The organism is Vibrio stylophorae, assembly GCF_921293875.1.
GTDB classification, from domain to species: domain Bacteria; phylum Pseudomonadota; class Gammaproteobacteria; order Enterobacterales; family Vibrionaceae; genus Vibrio_A; species Vibrio_A stylophorae.
Map to the genome: position 1 here is coordinate 800,145 of NZ_CAKLDI010000001.1, position 20,220 is coordinate 820,364.

The following is a 20,220-nucleotide window of genomic DNA, read 5'->3' on the forward strand; positions in this document are numbered from 1 at the left end:
GCTGAATGGCTGTTACATCCACATGTGTGATAGTGCAGAATAACTGAATCATTGCCTTTCAAATCCAATTTTTTCATTGTGCATAAATTAATCCCAATTGATATTTTAGTTCGGTTGATTGGCTCAACAAGCTGATTTGTCGTTGTTTAATTGGGGGTGAAATATGAGTGAGAATCAAGTTGAAACACAAGCAAGTGAAGTTGCTGTGGAAAAAAAGATGACAGCCAAAGATGCAGCACTTTCTGCGGCATTGGCGCTGAAAAAAATGGGACAATTTGAAACAGTCACAGCGACCTATGCTGATAAATTTTTAAATTATCTGCAAAGTGATCGCCGCGCACAGATGCTATCACGCGGACAAAATTTTGCAGGACGCATTGGTCTTGTGGGCTTATACCTCTTGGCGGTCATTTTTGTACTCAATATTTTCCTATTACCGCTGGTTCATGATTTTCCTTGGGGCGCGTCAATGAGCCTTGGTTTAGGACTTGCCGTGGGCGCATTGGTGATTCATTACGTGAATTTTAAAATGCTGCCGCTGCTTGAAGAGTTGGTCTCAACACCGACGCGCGTTGCTTCTGTTGGTTTTTTAAATGCTGTGAGTGTGGTGTTGTTATTTGCTGGTCTATTTGGCCTGATTGTTTATTGGTATATCGGTCTGACCTTTGAACATTTTTCACTGCTGTTTAATGGCCTCGGCATGGCAATCGGCTGCGCAGTATTAGCACTGTTGGTGATTAACTATCAGTTACTCGGCATTGAGGTGGTGGAATCTGCAACAGCAGGTGATAGCTTTATCTGCTTGATCTCTTTAGTGTTAAAAGCCTATATCAAACTGATTCCTGTAGTCTTTATGGGGATTGTGTTCTGGGCGATCTATAGCTGGGCATCTTTGCCATTTGAGCGTTATGTGCGTGATCGTCATCTTTTTGAATTGGTTCAAGTTACCGCTTGGCTTTTGTTGCCCCTCATTGGTTATATCACCTCTTTGTTCTGGTTCTTTGTGATTGATCTGATGAGTGGTCTGCTCAAACTATCAAAGCCGACACAGTCAAAATAGTGCGAAAGTCGCAAAAGTATCAGGTGAAATTGCTTATAAAAGAAGCCAGTTGGCTTCTTTTTTTGTTTGTAAGGATGCCTTGTTTGAATAGGGAAGGTTTGAATAGGGATGTTGACCATGGAAGATTTAAAACAATATCCGATCTCAATTGGTGAAGTGATTCGTGCGCGGCAAATGATTGCGACTCGTATGCCTGTCTCGCAATTGATCTATTACCCAATTTTGTCGCAAGTGCTTGGCTTTGATGTTTATGTGAAGCACGAAAATCAAAACGTAACGGGCAGCTTTAAAATTCGTGGTGGCTTGAATGTGATGGCACATATTCAAGCCAAAGGTATTGCCGGCGTAGTGACTTTTTCCACGGGCAATCATGGATTGTCTGTCGCTTATGCGGCGAAGCAATTTGGTTTACCTGCAATTGTGGTGGTTCCCGAAGGGGCAAATCCGGCGAAGATGCGTTTGATGCAAGCTGCGGGTGCAACAGTGCTCGCGCGCGGCAAAAACTTCGATGAGTCCGCTTTGGTGGTTGCAGATATTTGTACGGAGCGCGGCTATTACTACATCCACCCAGCAAATGAGCCGCATTTAATTAATGGGGTGGGCAGTGAATTTATCGAAGTGTTAGAGCAGCAACCCGATATCAATGCGGTCATTTTACCTTTGGGTGGCGGCAGTGAAGTTGCCGCGGCTTCCGTGGTATTTCAGGCATTGAAGCCGCAAGTTGAGATTTATGCGGTGCAAGCGAAAGCATCAAGCGCAGCTTATCAATCTTGGAAATCGCAGCAAATTTGCCAAAGTGATAATCAAACATTTGCTGGCGGATTTGCTACAGGGACGGCCTATGAGTTGACCTTTGGTCTTTATCGCCGTTCGCTCAGTGATTTTGTGTTGTTGCAGGAAAATGAAATTTTGCAGGGGATTGCTCTGGCGGGGCATTACACCCATCAATTGCTGGAAGGCGCTGGCGCTTCAACATTAATGGCGGCGATAAAATTACGGACGCGCCTGCGCGGCAAAAAGGTGATGCTGCAGTTTAGTGGTGCCAATGCCAGCAGTGATGAAATTCAACAAGCCTATGGATTGCCTGAGTTTAGCCAAGGCATTGCCCATTCGAATACATTTTCGCTGGTCTAAGTGGCGAAATATCACGCATAATAAAGCAAGTTTATTGCCTTGCTGCGCCGCGTTGAATATAGCGCAGTGAGGCTTTCATGGATTTTTTTATGCTTTCCCCGCAATTGGTCTCACCGCTTGCAAAAAGTGTGATAGAATCCGCCAGTTTTTCATCCGCGATAACAGGAAGGCCCATGAAAGTAATTGAAGGCGTGCTACCAGCACCACAAGCGAAAATTGCTATCGTTATCTCTCGTTTCAATAGCTTTATTAACGACAGTCTACTTTCAGGTGCTCTGGATGCACTGAAGCGTCAAGGTCAAGTCAGTGATGAGAACATCACCATTGTGCGTTGCCCTGGTGCTGTTGAGCTGCCATTGGTAGCGAAAAAAGTAGCAAAAATGGGTCAGTTTGATGCCATCGTTGCACTTGGTTCAGTGATCCGTGGTGGCACACCACATTTTGATTTCGTTGCGGGTGAGTGTAATAAAGGCCTTGCACAGGTTGCACTTGATTTTGAAGTGCCTGTGGCCTTTGGTGTTCTCACCACTGATACAATTGAACAAGCAATCGAGCGCGCTGGTACCAAGGCTGGTAATAAAGGGGCAGAGGCTGCACTTAGCGCGCTTGAAATGGTCAATGTCCTGTCCCAAATTAACGCCTAACCGGGGGTAAGAGTGAAACCAGCCGCACGTCGAAACGCACGTAAGTTTGCGTTGCAAGCGATCTATTCATGGCAAGTTTCTCAGCGCAATGTTGCTGAGATCGAAATGCAATTTCTAAATGGCGATGGCTTTGACGATGAGCTTTGTCAAGATGAGCCTAAATTGCGCCAACCAGAAACTGATGTAGATTACTTCCGTGATCTACTGACAGGGGTTGTCCTTGGTCACCAACAACTGGATAGCTTGATGCGTCCATATTTGTCACGTCCGCTACAGGACTTGGACCAAATGGAGCATGCACTGCTTCGTTTGTCTATGTATGAGCTATCACAGCGTCAAGACGTGCCTTATAAAGTGGTGATTAACGAGTCAATCGAGCTTGCTAAATCATTTGGTGCGGAAGATAGCCACAAGTTCGTCAATGGCGTACTTGATAAAGCAGCACCAGTGGTTCGTAAAAACAGCTAATCTGTTGTTTACGCCACGGCGCGAGTCAGCGATTTTGAAAAGACCAGCATGCTGGTCTTTTTTATTATTTGGCGCTACCTTCTAGCGTCGTTATGGGAATAAAACCAAGGGTGATACAGGGGAACTATGGCGGCTCGCGAGTTTGACATTATTCAGCGTTACTTTACTCAGCCTGCGCAAGCGATTGATGATCCTTCGGTGCTTTGCGCCATTGGTGATGACTGTGCCATGGTGCAAGTTCCTATTGGTGAAGCGCTTTTGGTGAGTACTGATACTTGTGTGGCAGGCACCCATTTTTTACCCGAGGCACCTGCGCGTTGGGTTGCCCATAAATTGTTGGCATCGAATATCAGTGACCTCTGTGCCATGGGGGCAAAACCACGTTGGATTTCGCTGGCGCTCACCTTGCCAGAAATTAACGAGACTTGGCTGGCTGAGTTTAGCCAAGGCTTTTTTGCGCTAGCGGCAAAGCACCAGTTAAGTTTGATTGGCGGTGATACCACCCAAGGCCCTTTGAGCGCAACTGTGACGATTCACGGTAGCGCTCCTGCTGATCGTGTTTTAAAGCGTAGCGGTGCCATCGAAGGCGATTTCATCTATGTCACGGGCACCTTAGGTGATGCGGCTGCAGGGCTTGCCAAGATCTTGCAGCAGCGTGATTTTGGCGCGCAAAATGCCTATTTTGTTGAGCAGCATTATCTATCATCGCCTGCACCGGATTTTGCCTGCGCGATTGCCCCCTATGCCCATAGTGGGGTGGATATTTCCGATGGTTTGTACGCAGATTTAGGGCATATTTGCCAGCAGAGCCAACTTGCGGCAGTGTTGCAATTGGATTTATTACCACTTTCAGCACCATTGATTGACGCCTATGGATTGGTGCAGGCGCAGCAACTAGCCATCAATAGTGGTGAGGAGTATGAGCTATGTTTTACCGCTGATGCTGCGCATCACGAAACCTTGATGCAGCTAGCTCAAACCCATGGCGTGCAATTGACCATGGTGGGGCAGATGAAAGCGCTTGCTCAGATGGAAGTACCGGGTCATCGCAGCGCAGCGCAGTGCATTCAGTTATATCAGCAAGGTCAGCCGCTGTTACTTGAAAACCAAAGTTTTGAGCATTTTTAATTGGTTTGTTTGAAAAGGATAAATGATGAGCAAATTAACGGCTGCAGAGAAAAAAGCGGCGATTGCGCGAATTCGTTTAAGCAACCCTTGGCATCTTTTGGCCATGGGATTTGGCTCTGGATTATCGCCGGTGATCCCCGGCACCATGGGAACCCTAGCGGCTATTCCCTTTTATCTATTATTGGTGCAACTCCCGTTATGGGCCTATTTAGCTGCCATTGTTGTTGCCGCGGTTGTGGGCATTGCGATTTGCGATCGCACGGCAAAAGATATGGGCGTGCATGATCATGGCGGTATTGTTTGGGATGAATTTGTGGGCTTTTGGATCACCATGATCTTTGTGCCAGCGCTAACGCCAGCATGGGTGATTTTAGGTTTTGTCCTCTTTCGCTTTTTTGACATGGTGAAGCCATGGCCCATTAGCTGGTTTGATCGCCGAGTACACGGCGGTTTTGGTATCATGATTGATGATGTGATCGCTGGTCTAATTGCCATGCTTGCCTTGTGGGGCTGTGGTCAGTGGCCATGGCTGGTGGCATTACTCGGGTAGTTGCATAGAATTGCGTTGAAGTAACAAAAAGCCACCGATAGGTGGCTTTTTGTTTATCTGGGCTTTTTGTTTATCTAAGTGATGGGGAGGTTCGCACCCGTTACTTCGCGAGGTAATCGCGAATTTGTCGCTCGATCCCCGCGCCATCAAGGCCAAGTTTTTGATAAATGCCCTCTTGACTGCCTTGCTCTACAAAGCGGTCGGGTAAGCCAAGTTGCAATACGGGCTTGAGCCATTGACGCTGCATCATTAGTTCAATGACACCACTCCCTGCACCGCCTGCAATGGCATTTTCTTCAACTGTCACCAACACATCATGTTGCTGCGCCATTTTTTCAACCATGCGCTCATCCAGCGGTTTTACAAAACGCATATCCACTACGGTGGCGTTTAGTGATTCCGCCGCTTTCATCACTTCGGCTAAGCGGGTGCCAAAGTTTAAGATGGCCACTTTTGCTGAAGATGTTTCATTTTCGGCATCAGCTTGGCGAACCAAACGGCTTTGACCGATTTCGATGGTCTCGGTGCTATTTGGCATTTGTGTTTGCGGAATATTCCCACGTGGATAGCGCACAGCCGCCGGACCTTGGTAGGCATAACCTGTGTTGAGCAGTTGGCGACACTCTTCGCCGCAGCTTGGCGTCATGATCACCAAATTCGGAATGCAGCGTAAGAAGCTTAAATCAAAAGCACCTTGGTGCGTTTGACCATCGGCACCCACAATTCCTCCGCGATCAATGGCAAAGAGTACGGGCAAATTCATGATGGCGACATCATGGATCACCTGATCATAGGCGCGCTGTAAAAAGGTGGAGTAGATCGCCACCACTGGGTGGGCGCCACCAATGGCCATGCCAGTTGCGAGTGTCACGGCATGTTGCTCGGCAATGGCCACATCAAAAAAGCGTTCTGGATATTGCTGCGAAAATTCAACCATGCCAGAGCCTTCACGCATGGCTGGGGTGATCGCCAGAAGCTTGTCATCACGCGCTGCGGTATCGCAAAGCCATTGACCAAACAGTTTGGAGTAACTTGGACTACTGGCTTTGGTTTTTGGCAGTTGATCGCTTTGTGGATCAAATCGAGGGACACCGTGATAACCAATAGGGTCTAATTCTGCCGGTGTATAGCCTTTGCCTTTTTTAGTCATAATATGCAAAAGCTGCGGACCTTTAAGGTTGCGCATATTTTGCAGCGTTGGGATCAGCGCATCGAGGTCATGGCCATCAATGGGACCAATATAGTTAAAGCCAAGCTCTTCAAATAAAGTGCCTGGGGTCATCATCCCTTTGAGGTGCTCTTCTGCACGCCGAGCCAGCTCTTTAAGTGGCGGCGCACCAGCGAGTACCTTTTTGCTGCCTTCACGAAGTGAGGTGTAAAGATCGCCAGAAAGTAATTGCGCAAAGCGGTTATTCATTGCCCCAACATTTTCCGAAATCGACATTTCGTTATCGTTGAGGATCACCAGCATATCAGGCTTGACGTCACCTGCATGGTTCATCGCTTCAAAAGCCATCCCTGCGGTGATCGCGCCATCACCAATGACGGCGGCAATTTTTCGTGGTTTTTCTTGCTGGCGCTGAGTGATGGCAAGGCCTAGTGCAGCGCTGATTGACGTGGATGAGTGACCGACGGAAAGCACGTCATATTCACTTTCTTCACGCCATGGGAATGGGTGTAAGCCATCTTGCTGACGAATGGTCGGCATTTGCTCGCGGCGACCCGTTAAAATCTTGTGTGGATAGGCTTGGTGACCCACATCCCAGATTAACTGATCAAAAGGCGTTTGGTAGACGTAGTGAAGCGCCACCGTTAATTCAACAGTGCCAAGCCCAGAGGCGAGGTGGCCGCTGGATTGGCTCACTGTATTGAGCAAGTATTGGCGCAGCTCTGCGCACAGCTCTGGCAACTGCTCTTTGGGGAGCAGGCGGAGGGCATCCGGCGTATCGGCCAATGCTAGGGTCGGGTAGTGAGAGATATCCAACATACTTCTTTATTTTACGTTCGCGTATGATTCGTTTTAATGATTTCGCTCGATAATATATTGAGCAAACTTTTCTAAAGTATCTGTCTGGTAAGGCAAGGATGCGAGCGCGCTGATTGCATTTTGGTAACAATCTCTCGCTTTTTGTTGCGCGCCTTCAAGACCAAGCAGGGCAGGATAGGTGCTTTTGTTATGTGCAACATCGGAGCCTTGCGGTTTTCCTAGGGTTTGAGTATCGCTGATTAGATCCAAAATGTCGTCTTGAACCTGAAAAGCAAGACCGATATTTCTGGCAAAGATATCCAGTTGTTGCAAAACCGTTGCGTTGTTGCAACCGCCTGCAAGTGCCCCCATGCGTACCGCCGCCATAATCAGTGCGCCTGTCTTATGGCGATGAATGGTTTCAAGTTGCGCTAAATCTGCATGTTGGCCTTCGGCCTGTAAATCCAGAGCTTGGCCAATACACATGCCATTGGCGCCAGATGCTTGCGCGAGGGTGGCGAGCATGGCAACACGATTCGCTTCCCCTTGCTGACTGAGTGGGCCTGTAGCCATCACCTCAAAAGCGAGGGTTTGTAGGGCATCGCCGGCTAAAATCGCATGCGCTTCATCAAATTGAATATGACAAGTGGGTTGACCACGACGCAGCGCATCATCATCCATGGCGGGTAAGTCGTCGTGGATTAATGAGTAGGCATGAATCATCTCAATGGCTGTGGCAGGGGTGTCTAGCGCATCAACAGGCGCATTAAATAAAGCGCCCACTTCATAAACTAAAAATGGACGAACGCGTTTACCACCTAAGGTTGCGCCGTAGCGCATCGCTTGAATTAGTGGATTGTCGCAAAAGACTTGGCGATCGAGCCAACCGTGGATCTGCGCAGTACTTCGAGCTTGATGCTGTTGAAGCTGCTGTTGCCAAGCGTTTGAGCTCATCATTGATTACTCATCTTCATCTTGTTGAAAGGTGCTCAGCGGTGCATCGTCTGATTGCGCCAATAAAATCTCAACGCGTTGCTCGGCATCGGTGAGTTTCTTCTGACCAATATTGACCAGACCCACACCACGTTCAAACTGTTTGAGCGCTTCTTCGAGCGGCAGGTCGCCATTCTCTAACTGTTGAACGATGGTATCGAGCTCGGTCATTGCAGACTCAAAGCTCACATCTTCTGTTTTTTTTGTCGCCATAGTGGTTCCGACTTCAAAGTTCAGTGAAAAGACCGCAGCCCAAGACTCGATAAGGGATCAAAGCTCGGGCAAGATAGTATCTATCGGCGGCTGTATTTTAACGAAAAAACAACCTAAAGATCGACAAAAGATGCCGATATATTAGATGTCAGATAAACTGAGCCGTTTTGTGCTCAACACTATCAATAGGAGCTTTCAGTGGATTTAGCGACGCTGCTCGGCATACTCGGGGCTTTTGCCCTGATTGTGATGTCAATGCTATTGGGGGGGAGCATCACCATGTTCCTCGACCTACCTTCTGCGTTAATCGTTGTCGGGGGAACCTTGGGCATCGTCTTGGCTAAGTTTAGCTTTGGCCAATTTTTCAGCTCCCTTAAGGTGGCAGGTAAAGCCTTTTTCTTTAAGACAGATAATCCTGAAGACCTGATCGCCAAATTGGTTGAAATGGCGGATGCCGCACGTAAAGGTGGTTTTCTCGCGCTTGAAGAGATGGAAGTGCGCAACTCCTTTATGCGTAAGGGCATCGATCTTTTGGTTGATGGTCACGATGCAGAAGTGGTTCGCAGTACGCTACAAAAAGATATCGTCCTGACCAACGAGCGTCATGAAAGCAGTATTGGCTTTTTTACGGCCGCTGGTGATGTGGCGCCTGCGATGGGGATGATCGGGACCTTGATTGGTCTGGTGGCGATGCTGTCTAACATGGATGACCCGAAATCCATCGGTCCTGCAATGGCGGTTGCTTTGTTGACCACGCTTTATGGTTCGGTCATTGCCAACGTTATCGCCTTGCCCATCGCGGATAAACTTGCGATGCGTAAAGATCAGGAGCGATTGAATCGCCGTTTGATTTTAGATGGCGTACTTGCCATTCAAGATGGTCAAAACCCACGTGTGATTGATGGTTATTTGAAAAACTATCTACAAGAGAGCAAGCGCACCGTTAGCGGTGATGAGTCTTAGGAGGCTGCGTGGAAGACGAAAGCCCTAAAAAAGAGAAGGCGGGTGCCCCCGGTTGGATGGCAACCTTTGCTGATCTTGCCACATTGCTAATGTGCTTTTTCGTATTGCTGCTGTCTTTTTCTGAGATGGATGTGCTGAAATTTAAGCAGATTGCGGGCTCAATGAAATACGCCTTTGGTGTGCAAAACATGCTGGATGTAAAGGATATTCCCAAAGGCACCAGTGTGATCGCGCAGGAGTTTCGTCCTGGTCGCCCAGAGCCGACACCCATTGAAGTGATCATGCAGCAAACCATTGATATGACGCAGCAAAGCCTTGACTTCCATGAAGGGGAATCATCAAAAGCTGGCGGCATGCAGCGCGATCAAGGTAAGCAAACAGGCGGTCAAAGCATGCAGCAATCGAGCCGTCAAAATAAAGCGGCCGAAGCGCAAGAAAGGCAAAAGCGTCAGGAGCGTCTTGAGCAAGCACTGCGTCAAGCGTTGCAAAAGCAAATTAAAGAGGGTGCCATTGAGGTTGAAAGTTTGGGGCAGCAATTGGTCATTCGTATTCGTGAGAAAGGATCATTCCCAGCAGGCTCAGCCTTCTTGCAGCCTAAATTCCGACCTTTAGTGCATCAAATCGCTGAGTTGGTGAAAGATGTGCCGGGAGAAATTCGCGTCTCAGGCCATACGGATAATCAGCCGCTGGACTCTGAGTTGTATCGCTCGAATTGGGATCTATCGGCGCAGCGTGCTGTGTCAGTGGCGCAAGAGATGGAAAAAGTACATGGCTTTGAACATCATCGTATGCAAGTGATTGGTATGGCAGATACCAAGCCACGTTTCCCTAATGATACACCGGAGCATCGCGCGATGAATCGTCGTGTGGAGATTGCTATCATGCAGGGTAAACCGCATCTTTCCGATGAGGTGATTTCTGGTGAAGCGCTAGATGTGCAGCACCGACAAGGTCATGAGACTTTGCAATCTAAGCCCTGAGTTTGTTCAGATGATGAACTGCAATAAAAAAGCGATGCTGATGCATCGCTTTTTTTATTCTCTCAATCTGTTATTTCAGCCCGTTACTTGAACCCGTCATTTGAGAATCTGAGGTCACTCGGGTTGCGAACACATCACTGCTTATGAGTGAAACTGCTCACAGGCAAGCAGTGTGTTTTCAATCAGGGTAGCGACTGTCATCGGCCCGACACCGCCAGGTACTGGAGTGATGTAACTGGCGCGAGTTACTGCGGTATCAAAGGCCACATCGCCAGCAAGTTTGCCATTGTCGAGACGGTTGACGCCCACATCGATCACCACGGCACCCTCTTTGACCCATTCGCCAGGAATAAAGAAAGGCTTACCAACTGCAACCACTAAGAGGTCGGCTTGGCGCACATGACTTTCTAAATCTTGGGTAAAACGATGACAAGTGGTGGTGGTGCAACCCGCGAGTAGAAGCTCCATGGTCATTGGACGGCCAACAATATTTGAAGCGCCGACAATCACTGCATGTTTACCACGTAGTGGAATATTGTAGCGCTCCAGCAAGGTCATAATGCCTTTTGGGGTACAAGAGCGCAGTGTCGGAATACGCTGACACAAACGGCCCACATTATATGGATGGAAACCATCGACATCTTTATCTGGGCGAATAAGTTCAAGTACCTTCGTGCTATCAATACCGGCTGGCAGAGGCAATTGCACCAAAATACCATCAACCTTGTCGTCTTGGTTCAAGGTTTCAATCAGTGCTAATAGTTCGCTTTCAGAGGTGGTACCTGGAAGGTCAAATGACTTCGACACAAAGCCCACTTCTTCACAGGCTTTACGTTTACTGCCGACATACACTTCCGAGGCAGGATCGCTGCCCACTAAAATAACCGCTAATCCTGGTGCGCGGCGACCGGATGCGACACGAGCTGCAACACGAGCGGCGACTTCTTCGCGAACGCGCTGAGCAATCAATTTTCCATCAATAATATTTGCAGACATCCCTTGGCTCTCTTGAACATCCCTTGAACAATGTGGTGGAATTGTCTCAGAATCCAAGAAATCTGTCAGTAACTGAACCGATTTTTGATCAAGATTGTTGCTTCTTTACCCAACCAAAAGTGCTCGCTCAAAGAAACAATTGACCCTATGGCGGTGAGCCGTATAATGCCAAGCGTTGTACGGCTTCTACGTACACCATGCGCCCTTAGCTCAGCTGGATAGAGCACGTCCCTTCTAAGGATGTGGTCGCAGGTTCGAATCCTGCAGGGCGTGCCATAATTCTAAGGCGAAGATAACTCAGTTATCTTCGCCTTTTTCATTTCTTGATTCTAACCATCATCTGTCTGCTGTGTCTGCTGTGTCTGCTGATTGTGCGCCTCAGTTTTGAGGGGGCTTAGTCTATTTGGGATTGTCTTTTCGCTGCTGCCTCTGCTTTTGCTTCCGCCATCACCTTTGCGAAATAGGCTTCTATTTGCGCTGAGGTGAGCATTTCAGTCTGATTGTTGAAACAGTAGTTGCTGGGCTTTAGATCAATAAAGTACTGCATCGCCATGTTGGTGTTGTCCATATTTTCGAGTAAACCAAGCGGCACATTGAATTCGTTACTTTTTTTGACGCGATAGTAAAGATGCGTGCCGCAGTGACGACAAAAGCCTCTTTTCGCCCATGGTGAAGAATCAAATTCCTGCACATTTTCCTGCCCTTCGACCACAACAGACTGGCCGCATGGGATAGCGAATAGCGGCCCGCCGCCCCATTGCCGGCACATGCGGCAATGACAGACGCTAAAGTTTTGCTGCGCAGGTGTCGCTGTTATTTTGACTTGGCCACAAAGGCATTGACCTTGTTTGGGTTCACTCATCATTTATCTCCCTATGATTGATTCGCTAAATCGATTGATTGACACAAGAAAAGAAGGCGCGAGGGCTAGTATCTGATCCTGTGTATAACGCTCTTATGGCGTGTTTGTTTGATGAAGTATAAAGCGAAAAATAGACACTGTATATTTAAACAGTTACCTTTGTTTGCGTGAAATACGCGGCAATATAAAAGTGTCAGCTTGAGTAGCCATTTTATCTTATTGTTAATTTTGTTACTGGCATTGACTGGTTCACTTTTGTGCAATAGAAAAAGAGTCAATCGGTTTGATTTTTCTTTGCCATACTAAAGGCAGAGAAGTGAGCTGTGGCTTGCGTTTGCGGTGTATTTGGATTGAATAAAAATGAATTTATTTTTTGTTAATAAGACAAAAAATTTTTGTTTTGATTTTCCCCATCCCTCTCGTAAGGTGCCGCCTCTTTTGGTTGTCCAACCAAACTTTCACCTTGTCTTTTTTTCCATGTTATAGGGTTCGCTATGCGTATTGCTATTTTGTCTCGCAATGAAAATTTGTATTCCACGCGCCGTTTGAAAGAGGCCGGGGAAGCACGCGGTCATCACGTTGATGTGATCGATACGTTGCATTGCTATATGGACATTACCAGTAGTAGTCCAAAGGTTCGCTATAACGGTGAAGAGCTACCACCTTATGATGCGGTGATCCCGCGTATTGGCTCTTCTGTGACCTTTTACGGCACGGCCGTGGTTCGCCAGTTTGAGATGATGGGGACGTTTTGCGTCAATGAATCCGTCGCGATCAGTCGCTCACGCGATAAACTGCGCTCACTGCAGCTGTTGTCTCGTAAAGGGATTGGTTTGCCACGCACCGGTTATGCGTCACGCCCAGATAAAATTCAGGATGTGATTCGTAATGTCGGTGGCGCACCTTTGGTAATCAAACTATTGGAAGGCACACAAGGGATTGGTGTGGTATTGGCCGAAACCAATAAAGCTGCAGAGAGTGTGATTGAAGCCTTTATGGGCATGAATGCCAACATTCTCGTGCAAGAGTTTATTGAAGAAGCTAATGGTGCTGATTTACGTTGCTTTGTTGTGGGTAACAAAGTGATAGCCGCGATGAAACGTCAAGCGGCGGAAGGCGAATTTCGCTCAAACTTACACCGCGGTGGTACTGCCCAGTTGGTGCGTTTGAGCAAAGAGGAGCGCGCGACTGCGATTCAGGCTGCTAAGGCCATGGGGTTGAATCTATGTGGCGTTGATATACTGCAATCCAATCGTGGGCCTGTGGTGATGGAAGTGAACTCATCACCAGGTCTTGAAGGGATTGAAAACGCAACAGGGAAAGATGTCGCGGGTTTGATCTACGAGTTTATTGAAAAGAACGCCAAACCTAATGCGACCCGTACACGAGGACAGGGTTAAATGACCACCCCATTGATCATTGGTGGCGTTGAAGTTGCACCGGGAAGCTCGGTGCAACTGAACATTCCAGTCGCCAAACTTTATACCGATACAGAATTAACCTTACCGGTGCATGTGCGCCGTAGTAAAAAACCAGGCCCTGTGGTGTTTATTAGTGCAGCGGTACATGGGGATGAGCTCAATGGGATTGAGATCATTCGCCGTTTGATTCAGCAGCAGTTGAATGTGATCCGTGGTTCGGTGATTTTGGTTCCGATGGTCAATGTTTACGGTGTGCTCAACCAGTCTCGTTATCTTCCCGATCGCCGAGATTTAAACCGCTCATTTCCAGGCTCTCCTAAGGGCTCTTTGGCTGGGCGTATGGCGCATCAGTTTCTAACTGAAATTGTCAGCCACTGTGACTTTGGTATTGATCTTCATACTGGGGCTATTCACCGCTCCAATTTGCCGCAAATTCGCGCTGATTTGAGCGATGAGCAAACCAAAAAACTCGCTGAATCTTTTGGTGTGCCAGTGCTACTTAACGCTGATTTACGCGATGGTTCATTGCGCGCAGAAGCGGTCAGTAGCGGCACGCGAATTTTGCTCTATGAAGCAGGTGAGGCGCTGCGTTTTGATGAGTTATCGATTCAAACCGGCGTTAAAGGGGTGCTCAATGTGCTCTCTTCATTGGGTGTGGTGCGTAAATCGCGCCGTAAAAACCCAATTTCACCCTTTATTGCCAACCGCAGTCAGTGGCTGCGTGCGCCTGTCAGCGGATTTATTCATGAATACGTTGGCTTGGGGGCAAAAGTGGAAGCGGGCGATGTGTTGGCAGAAATTAATAGCCCTGATGGCAGTTTGCTGGACCAATTGGTTGCGCAGCGCGCTGGCATCATTATTGGTAAACAAAATATACCGCTAACCCAAGAGGGGGAGGCTTTGTTCCATCTGGCTTACTTTGGTGAAGAAGAAGCCGATGAAGTGGTGGAGCATATCGAATTGATGCAGGATGCACTTGAACCCATGCCAGAATAAAGAGGTTGTGCATGACAGCAATGACGGAAAACAAACTGGTGATAGGCTGTTTAGAAGTCTGTAGTTTGCCAGAGCTCGGTATTTTTGACCTTGAAGTTCGAGTTGATACGGGCGCACAAACGTCATCACTTCACGTTGATAATCTGACTCGAGTGAAACGAAATGGTCGTTTATTTGCTTGTTTTGATCTCCACCCAGATATCTATCATTTGGAAAAGATCATTCATTGCGAAGCTTTGATTGCAGATTCTCGTCGTATTAAATCATCCAACGGCGGCATTGAGCAGCGCTGCGTGATTCAAACTCAGTTTATGATTGGTGAGCATCAATGGCCAATTGAGGTGACTTTGAGTAACCGTGCAGATATGACCTATATGATGCTGATGGGCCGAGAAGCCATGGCTGGACGTGTTTTAGTCGACCCTGGGCAGCGTTTTTTAGTGACCGGTAACCAATAATCAATAACCGCAGCTCAGGCTGCGGTTTTATTTGTGCATCAAGCACTGGTTTGAAAACAAAAAAAAGCGCAGTATATCTGCGCTTTTATGAAAGATTATGGCTTATACGGCCATGACATCATCATCTTCGCTGCTGTAATCTTCATCGTTTACAACATCGTTGTTTTTCACAGTGCCATTGAGCGTGTGGAAATTTTTTCGCCCACGGGATAAGCGAATATATTTGAGCCAAACATGCTCAATTTTATTCTTGGCTTTGCCTGGATGAGCAAGCGCTTTGACGAAATGTTTTTCGTCACAGTTTTCTGGTGCCAACTCACCCGTTTCTAGTGCCAGCATGGTTTCACCATAGGTCATTAGAATTTCTTCTTCAGTGAGGGTGAAATCGCCAGATTTAGCAAATCCACGGGGGAATTTTTTATCGTCATAAAAACGTTTTTTACCATGACGAAAAAGAGTGTTTTCCATACAAGCCTCAATAGTCATATAGGAGGTGGCAACTTGAATCTAGACGGAAAATACGAAGATGATGATGAAAGTTAAAGCAAATGTTTTTAATCGTTACCATAATATGAGTCAGTTTTTTGCGGAGTCAGAATCGCAATGGATGTGAAGGTTTTTCGAACATTTTTAGAAGTGGCTAAAGAGCGACATTTTGGCCATGCTGCGGACAATTTATATATTACTCAGGCGGCGGTGAGCGCCCGTATTAAACAGCTAGAAAGTTACTTTGATGCGGCTCTATTTCGTCGACATCGTAATAACATCACTTTGACCTCTGCAGGGGAACGTTTGGTACCTTACGCTGAAATGATGGTAACCACGCTTCAGCAAGCAAAATTTGAGTTGGCTTTAGAAGAGCACAAAGCTTATCAATTAACGCTCGGTGGTACCCCCAATGTGTGGGATGCGTTTTTACAGCACGGTTTAAGTGTGGTGACAGACGCCTTTGATGGTTATGGTTTTATCGCCGAATCACTCAGTCGTGAGCACCTACAACGTAAGTTGCACGATCGCACCTTAGATATGGCTTTTTCCTTTGAGCCAATGAAGGCAGATGAGTTTCATTGTGAAGCCTTGACCGACTTAACCTTGATGTTGGTCTCCACAGAGCCAAGAACTATCGAAGAGGCATTTGCCAATCACTATATCTATATTGATTGGGGCGAGGCCTTCTCGCGCGCACATGCCCTGCGCCATCCTCAGGTTGCCGTGCCTTATATGCGTACCTCAACGGGGCGTATTGCGCTGGACTTTATTTTGGAAAAAGGTGGTGCAGCTTATTTGCCTGCATCATTGGCGGCGCCATTTATTGCCTCTGGTCAGCTATTTGCCGTATCAGATGTTGAGCCTTGGCCGCGTCCAATCTATTTGAGCTACCGGAAAAATAGCGCCGCATTGGAGGCCATTGAGCAGGTACGCACTTTGCTGAAAGCGTTGCCGCCAGCCACCGCTTATTTGCTACAGCAAGCCAGTGAAGCAGCTGCGACCCATGATGAGTCTTAACTCATTTTGAATTGGAAAAGCCGCCGAGAAGGTGGCTTTTTTGTTGGTGAGCGCGAAATGGCGGAAGATTTTGTGGTTTCGATCGGTTTTTTCTCGAATAAATCGGTATTTTTCTCGATTTCACCCTTGAAACCATTAAATTCAGCCCTATTTCACAGATACCATGAGTTGGCCTGCGGGGTTCTCGACTCCCCGCTATCTCGCCGCTATAATGTCGCGTCTTGATTTTCACCCCTGTTGCGATTCTCGTCTCTTCAGGATAAAGCAACGACGATTCGGAACATAACAGGATGCCCCGATATGCCCATGAGCGTGTCGGCAGAGTCACTCAGTCCAGGCTGAGTCAATTTAGAGGTTAAAAAATGCAAGTTTCAGTTGAAACCACTCAAGGCCTAGAGCGCCGCATGACTATCACTGTGCCTGCTGCAAACATCGAGGATGCAGTGAAAGCAGAACTACGTAAAATCGCGAAAACTCGTCGTTTCGATGGTTTCCGTCCTGGCAAAGCACCTCTGGCTATGGTTGAGCGCATGTTCGGTCAAACCGTGCGTATGGACGCAATGGGTCAAGCAATGCAACAGCATTACATCCAAGCGATTGTAAAAGAGAAGATCAACCCAGCGGGCGCACCAACTTTTGCTCCAGTAGAAACTGAAGCGGGCAAAGATTTCGTATTCACTGCAACTTACGAAGTATTCCCAGAGATCGAACTAGCAGGTCTTGACCAAATCAAAGTAGAGAAGCCAGTATCTTCTGTGACTGACGAAGACGTAAACGAGATGATCGAAACGCTTCGCAAGCAACAAGTTGAGTGGGTTGAAGCCGATGTAGCAGCTGAAGACAGCCGCGTAACCATCGATTTCGACGGTTCGATTGACGGTGTTGCGTTCGATGGCGGTAAAGCTGAGAACTTCCCACTTGTCATGGGTCAAGGTCGCATGATCCCTGGTTTCGAAACTGACATCGTTGGTAAGAAAGTAGGTGATGAGTTCACTATCGAAGTGAGCTTCCCTGAAGACTACCATGCAGAGCACCTAAAAGGTAAAGCTGCACAGTTCGCAATTAAAGTAAACAAAGTTGAAGCTGCAAACCTTCCTGAAATCAACGATGAGTTCGTTGCTCGTTTCGGCGTTTCAGAAGGCGGTCTTGACGGTCTACAAAAAGAAGTACGTAAGAACATGGAGCGTGAGCTAAAACAAGCGCTTAAAGCACGTACTAAAGAGCAAGTGATTAACGGTCTTGTTGAACAAAACGAAATCGAAATCCCTGCAGCATTGATCGATCAAGAAGTTGACGTGCTACGTCGTCAAGCAATGCAGCGTTTTGGCGCGCAAGCAGACAAAGCACCTGAGCTTCCACGTGAACTCTTTGAAGAAAACGCAAAACGTCGCGTGATCGTTGGTCTACTTCTTGGTGAAGTGATCAAGAGCAACGAAATGAAAGCTGATGAAGCTCGCGTTTCTGCACTAATCGAAGAGATGGCGTCTTCTTATGAAGATCCAAGCGAAGTAATTGCGTACTATGCTAAGAATGAAGAGCTTATGAACAACATGCGCAATATCGCGCTAGAAGAGCAAGCCATTGACTTCATTCTTGAGAAAGCTCAAGTAGCTGATAAAGAAGTTCGTTTTAACGAACTCATGAATCAGTCTGCTTAATCGCAAGATTAAGTAGCGTTTTGGGCTAACTTTTGCTAACAATGGTCCGTGTGAGCTCTCACTCGGGCCATTTTTTATAAAAAGGAATCAATTCTTATGAGTAACGCTATGACGCCTTCGATTATGAACGCGCTTATTCCCACTGTTATTGAACAAACATCTCGTGGCGAGCGTGCTTTTGACATCTATTCACGTCTGCTCAAAGAGCGAATTGTCTTTTTAACCGGCCAGGTGGAAGACCACATGGCAAACTCAATTGTTGCCCAGTTACTGTTTTTAGAATCTGAGAACCCTGAGAAAGATATCTTTATGTATATCAATTCACCAGGTGGCTCAGTGACGGCAGGGATGTCAATTTATGACACCATGCAGTACATTAAACCAAATGTCAGCACTGTGTGTATGGGCCAAGCTTGTTCAATGGGTGCGTTCCTATTGGCAGGTGGTGAAAAAGGCAAACGTTTCTGCTTGCCACATGCGCGTGTGATGATTCACCAACCATTGGGTGGTTTCCAAGGTCAAGCATCTGATATTCAGATTCATGCACAGGAAATCTTACACATTAAGAACCGATTGAATACCTTGCTTGCCGGCCATACCGGTCAACCACTTGAAGTGATTGAGCGTGATACCGATCGCGATAACTTTATGTCAGCTGAGCAGGCAGTACAGTACGGTCTAGTCGATGCCGTGTTAAAACATCGAGACTAAGACAGCAACAGCTGGCATCGAGCACATTTCCATGCCAGTTGTTATACACTCAAAGAAGAAATGAGTGGCAATATCCCAGATTAAGAGGTTAACGAATGACGGATAAGCGCAAAGACAGCAACAGCAGCGGTAAACTGTTGTATTGCTCTTTCTGCGGCAAAAGCCAGCATGAAGTTCGTAAGCTTATCGCGGGTCCTTCGGTGTATATCTGTGACGAGTGTGTCGACCTATGTAACGACATCATTCGTGAAGAGATCAAAGAGCTGGTCCCTAAGCGCGAGCAAGACGAACTACCAACACCAAAACAGATTCGAGATCACTTGGATGACTATGTTATTGGTCAAAACCATGCCAAGAAGGTTCTTGCTGTTGCGGTTTATAACCATTACAAACGTTTGCGTAACGGTGATACCAACAATGGTGTCGAGCTTGGTAAGAGTAATATTTTGCTCATCGGTCCAACCGGTAGTGGTAAAACCCTATTGGCAGAAACGCTAGCGCGTTTCTTGGATGTACCATTTACGATGGCAGATGCCACCACATTAACTGAAGCGGGTTATGTGGGTGAAGATGTTGAAAACATCATTCAGAAACTGCTACAAAAATGCGATTACGATGTCGCTAAAGCTGAGCGCGGCATTGTATATATCGATGAAATCGACAAGATTTCACGTAAATCAGACAACCCATCGATCACCCGTGATGTCTCGGGTGAAGGTGTACAGCAAGCCTTGCTGAAACTGATTGAAGGTACGGTTGCTTCTGTTCCACCACAAGGTGGTCGTAAGCATCCACAGCAAGAGTTCTTGCAAGTAGATACTTCTAAGATCTTGTTTATCTGTGGCGGCGCATTTGCTGGTCTAGATAAGGTGATTGAGCAGCGTGTCAACATCGGTACCAGCATTGGTTTTGGTGCAGATGTGCGCTCTAAGAAAGAAACTGCAAGCTTGAGTGAACTGTTTACCAAGGTTGAACCTGAAGATTTGGTGAAATATGGTCTGATTCCAGAATTCATTGGTCGTTTGCCTGTGGCAGCAACCTTAGAAGAGCTGGATGAGCATGCATTGCTACAGATCCTTAAAGAGCCAAAGAACGCTTTGACCAAACAGTATGCTGCGCTTCTTGATCTTGAAGGTGTTGAGCTTGAGTTCCGTGATGATGCCTTGATTGCCATTGCTCGTAGAGCGATGGAGCGCAAAACAGGTGCACGTGGCCTACGTTCAATCGTTGAAGCTGTATTGCTCGATACCATGTATGAATTGCCATCGATGTCGAACGTCAGCAAGGTAGTGATTGATGAGTCAGTGATTAAAGGTGAATCGGAGCCATTGCTCATTTACCAAAACAGCGATAGCCAAGCCGCTGGCGCTGAGTAAAAATCATTGATTTAAAAGTAAAAGGGAGCTGGTAGCTCCCTTTTTTATCGACTTAGAATTATTCTTATCTGATATATTGAATCTCATAGATTCATCCCCATATACTCTGCTAGAGCCCGAATGGAAGAGAGAAATAT

At 47.1% G+C, this 20,220-nt stretch carries 21 protein-coding genes and 1 tRNA gene; 16 read left to right on the plus strand and 6 right to left on the minus strand.

Going from position 1 to position 20,220, the window contains the following annotated elements; translation table 11 throughout:
- Window positions 1-163 precede the first annotated feature (163 nt).
- The 6 genes from L9P36_RS03670 to pgpA all read left to right on the plus strand — a co-directional run bounded on the left by L9P36_RS03670 (window position 164) and on the right by pgpA (window position 4,984).
- On the plus strand, window positions 164-1,060 hold the full coding sequence (locus tag L9P36_RS03670; RefSeq protein ID WP_237465026.1) for a hypothetical protein: 897 nt from the start codon (window positions 164-166) through the stop codon (window positions 1,058-1,060).
- 117 nt (window positions 1,061-1,177) lie between these two features.
- Entirely contained in the window at window positions 1,178-2,194 is a 1,017-nt protein-coding gene (locus tag L9P36_RS03675) for a threonine ammonia-lyase (protein WP_237465028.1), read from the plus strand.
- Between the two features lie 173 nt (window positions 2,195-2,367).
- Complete coding sequence (gene ribH / locus L9P36_RS03680; protein WP_237465030.1) at window positions 2,368-2,838, plus strand: 6,7-dimethyl-8-ribityllumazine synthase; 471 nt, start codon at window positions 2,368-2,370, stop codon at window positions 2,836-2,838.
- A gap of 12 nt (window positions 2,839-2,850) precedes the next feature.
- Window positions 2,851-3,306 carry a transcription antitermination factor NusB gene (nusB, locus tag L9P36_RS03685; protein WP_237465032.1) on the plus strand — a complete coding sequence of 152 codons (456 nt, stop codon included), beginning with the start codon at window positions 2,851-2,853 and terminating at the stop codon, window positions 3,304-3,306.
- Window positions 3,307-3,432: 126 nt separating this feature from the next.
- A complete protein-coding gene (gene thiL, locus L9P36_RS03690) occupies window positions 3,433-4,434 on the plus strand; it encodes a thiamine-phosphate kinase (protein WP_237465034.1) in 1,002 nt (333 codons plus the stop codon).
- Between the two features lie 25 nt (window positions 4,435-4,459).
- Window positions 4,460-4,984 carry a phosphatidylglycerophosphatase A gene (pgpA, locus tag L9P36_RS03695; RefSeq protein ID WP_237465036.1) on the plus strand — a complete coding sequence of 175 codons (525 nt, stop codon included), beginning with the start codon at window positions 4,460-4,462 and terminating at the stop codon, window positions 4,982-4,984.
- Between the two features lie 100 nt (window positions 4,985-5,084).
- Here the strand turns inward: pgpA and dxs are convergent, their stop codons facing one another.
- Genes dxs through xseB form a run of 3 tightly spaced genes read right to left on the minus strand, consistent with a single transcriptional unit; the run spans window position 5,085 to window position 8,156 of the window.
- Entirely contained in the window at window positions 5,085-6,971 is a 1,887-nt protein-coding gene (dxs, locus tag L9P36_RS03700) for a 1-deoxy-D-xylulose-5-phosphate synthase (protein ID WP_237465038.1), read from the minus strand.
- 33 nt (window positions 6,972-7,004) lie between these two features.
- Window positions 7,005-7,904 carry a (2E,6E)-farnesyl diphosphate synthase gene (gene ispA / locus L9P36_RS03705; RefSeq protein WP_435532758.1) on the minus strand — a complete coding sequence of 300 codons (900 nt, stop codon included), beginning with the start codon at window positions 7,902-7,904 and terminating at the stop codon, window positions 7,005-7,007.
- 6 nt (window positions 7,905-7,910) lie between these two features.
- Entirely contained in the window at window positions 7,911-8,156 is a 246-nt protein-coding gene (gene xseB, locus L9P36_RS03710; protein ID WP_237465042.1) for an exodeoxyribonuclease VII small subunit, read from the minus strand.
- A gap of 198 nt (window positions 8,157-8,354) precedes the next feature.
- Here xseB and pomA point away from each other — a divergent pair, with 198 nt between their 5' ends.
- Both pomA and L9P36_RS03720 read left to right on the plus strand, forming a co-directional pair.
- Window positions 8,355-9,119, plus strand: coding sequence for a flagellar motor protein PomA (gene pomA, locus L9P36_RS03715; RefSeq protein WP_237465044.1), 765 nt, complete (start codon window positions 8,355-8,357; stop codon window positions 9,117-9,119).
- Between the two features lie 56 nt (window positions 9,120-9,175).
- A complete protein-coding gene (locus L9P36_RS03720) occupies window positions 9,176-10,099 on the plus strand; it encodes a flagellar motor protein MotB (RefSeq protein ID WP_237467846.1) in 924 nt (307 codons plus the stop codon).
- 141 nt (window positions 10,100-10,240) lie between these two features.
- On the opposite strand, the gene folD is transcribed toward L9P36_RS03720, so the two are convergent.
- The gene (gene folD / locus L9P36_RS03725) at window positions 10,241-11,095 is read right to left on the minus strand and encodes a bifunctional methylenetetrahydrofolate dehydrogenase/methenyltetrahydrofolate cyclohydrolase FolD (RefSeq protein WP_237465046.1); all 855 of its coding nucleotides are present in this window, start codon (window positions 11,093-11,095) and stop codon (window positions 10,241-10,243) included.
- A gap of 199 nt (window positions 11,096-11,294) precedes the next feature.
- Here folD and L9P36_RS03730 point away from each other — a divergent pair.
- A tRNA-Arg gene (locus tag L9P36_RS03730) sits at window positions 11,295-11,371 on the plus strand.
- Window positions 11,372-11,489: 118 nt separating this feature from the next.
- Here L9P36_RS03730 and L9P36_RS03735 read toward each other — a convergent pair.
- Window positions 11,490-11,957, minus strand: coding sequence for a GFA family protein (locus L9P36_RS03735; protein ID WP_237465049.1), 468 nt, complete (start codon window positions 11,955-11,957; stop codon window positions 11,490-11,492).
- Window positions 11,958-12,451: 494 nt separating this feature from the next.
- Here L9P36_RS03735 and rimK point away from each other — a divergent pair, with 494 nt between their 5' ends.
- The 3 genes from rimK to L9P36_RS03750 are packed head-to-tail and all read left to right on the plus strand — an operon-like array spanning window position 12,452 to window position 14,832.
- The gene (gene rimK, locus L9P36_RS03740) at window positions 12,452-13,357 is read left to right on the plus strand and encodes a 30S ribosomal protein S6--L-glutamate ligase (RefSeq protein ID WP_237465051.1); all 906 of its coding nucleotides are present in this window, start codon (window positions 12,452-12,454) and stop codon (window positions 13,355-13,357) included.
- Window positions 13,358-14,374, plus strand: coding sequence for a succinylglutamate desuccinylase/aspartoacylase family protein (locus tag L9P36_RS03745; RefSeq protein WP_237465053.1), 1,017 nt, complete (start codon window positions 13,358-13,360; stop codon window positions 14,372-14,374).
- Between the two features lie 20 nt (window positions 14,375-14,394).
- Window positions 14,395-14,832 (plus strand): ATP-dependent zinc protease family protein, encoded by a 438-nt coding sequence (locus L9P36_RS03750; RefSeq protein ID WP_237467847.1) that lies wholly within the window; start codon window positions 14,395-14,397, stop codon window positions 14,830-14,832.
- Window positions 14,833-14,934: 102 nt separating this feature from the next.
- On the opposite strand, the gene L9P36_RS03755 is transcribed toward L9P36_RS03750, so the two are convergent.
- Window positions 14,935-15,300 carry a MaoP family protein gene (locus L9P36_RS03755; RefSeq protein WP_237465055.1) on the minus strand — a complete coding sequence of 122 codons (366 nt, stop codon included), beginning with the start codon at window positions 15,298-15,300 and terminating at the stop codon, window positions 14,935-14,937.
- A gap of 135 nt (window positions 15,301-15,435) precedes the next feature.
- On the opposite strand from L9P36_RS03755, the gene L9P36_RS03760 reads away from it, so the two are divergent.
- From L9P36_RS03760 to clpX, 4 genes are all read left to right on the plus strand, one after another.
- A complete protein-coding gene (locus tag L9P36_RS03760; protein ID WP_237465058.1) occupies window positions 15,436-16,338 on the plus strand; it encodes a LysR family transcriptional regulator in 903 nt (300 codons plus the stop codon).
- Window positions 16,339-16,700: 362 nt separating this feature from the next.
- Window positions 16,701-17,996, plus strand: coding sequence for a trigger factor (gene tig, locus L9P36_RS03765; RefSeq protein WP_237465060.1), 1,296 nt, complete (start codon window positions 16,701-16,703; stop codon window positions 17,994-17,996).
- A 96-nt stretch (window positions 17,997-18,092) separates the two neighbouring features.
- Entirely contained in the window at window positions 18,093-18,707 is a 615-nt protein-coding gene (gene clpP, locus L9P36_RS03770) for an ATP-dependent Clp endopeptidase proteolytic subunit ClpP (protein WP_237465062.1), read from the plus strand.
- Window positions 18,708-18,802: 95 nt separating this feature from the next.
- Window positions 18,803-20,083 (plus strand): ATP-dependent protease ATP-binding subunit ClpX, encoded by a 1,281-nt coding sequence (gene clpX / locus L9P36_RS03775; RefSeq protein WP_237465064.1) that lies wholly within the window; start codon window positions 18,803-18,805, stop codon window positions 20,081-20,083.
- Window positions 20,084-20,220: the final 137 nt, after the last annotated feature.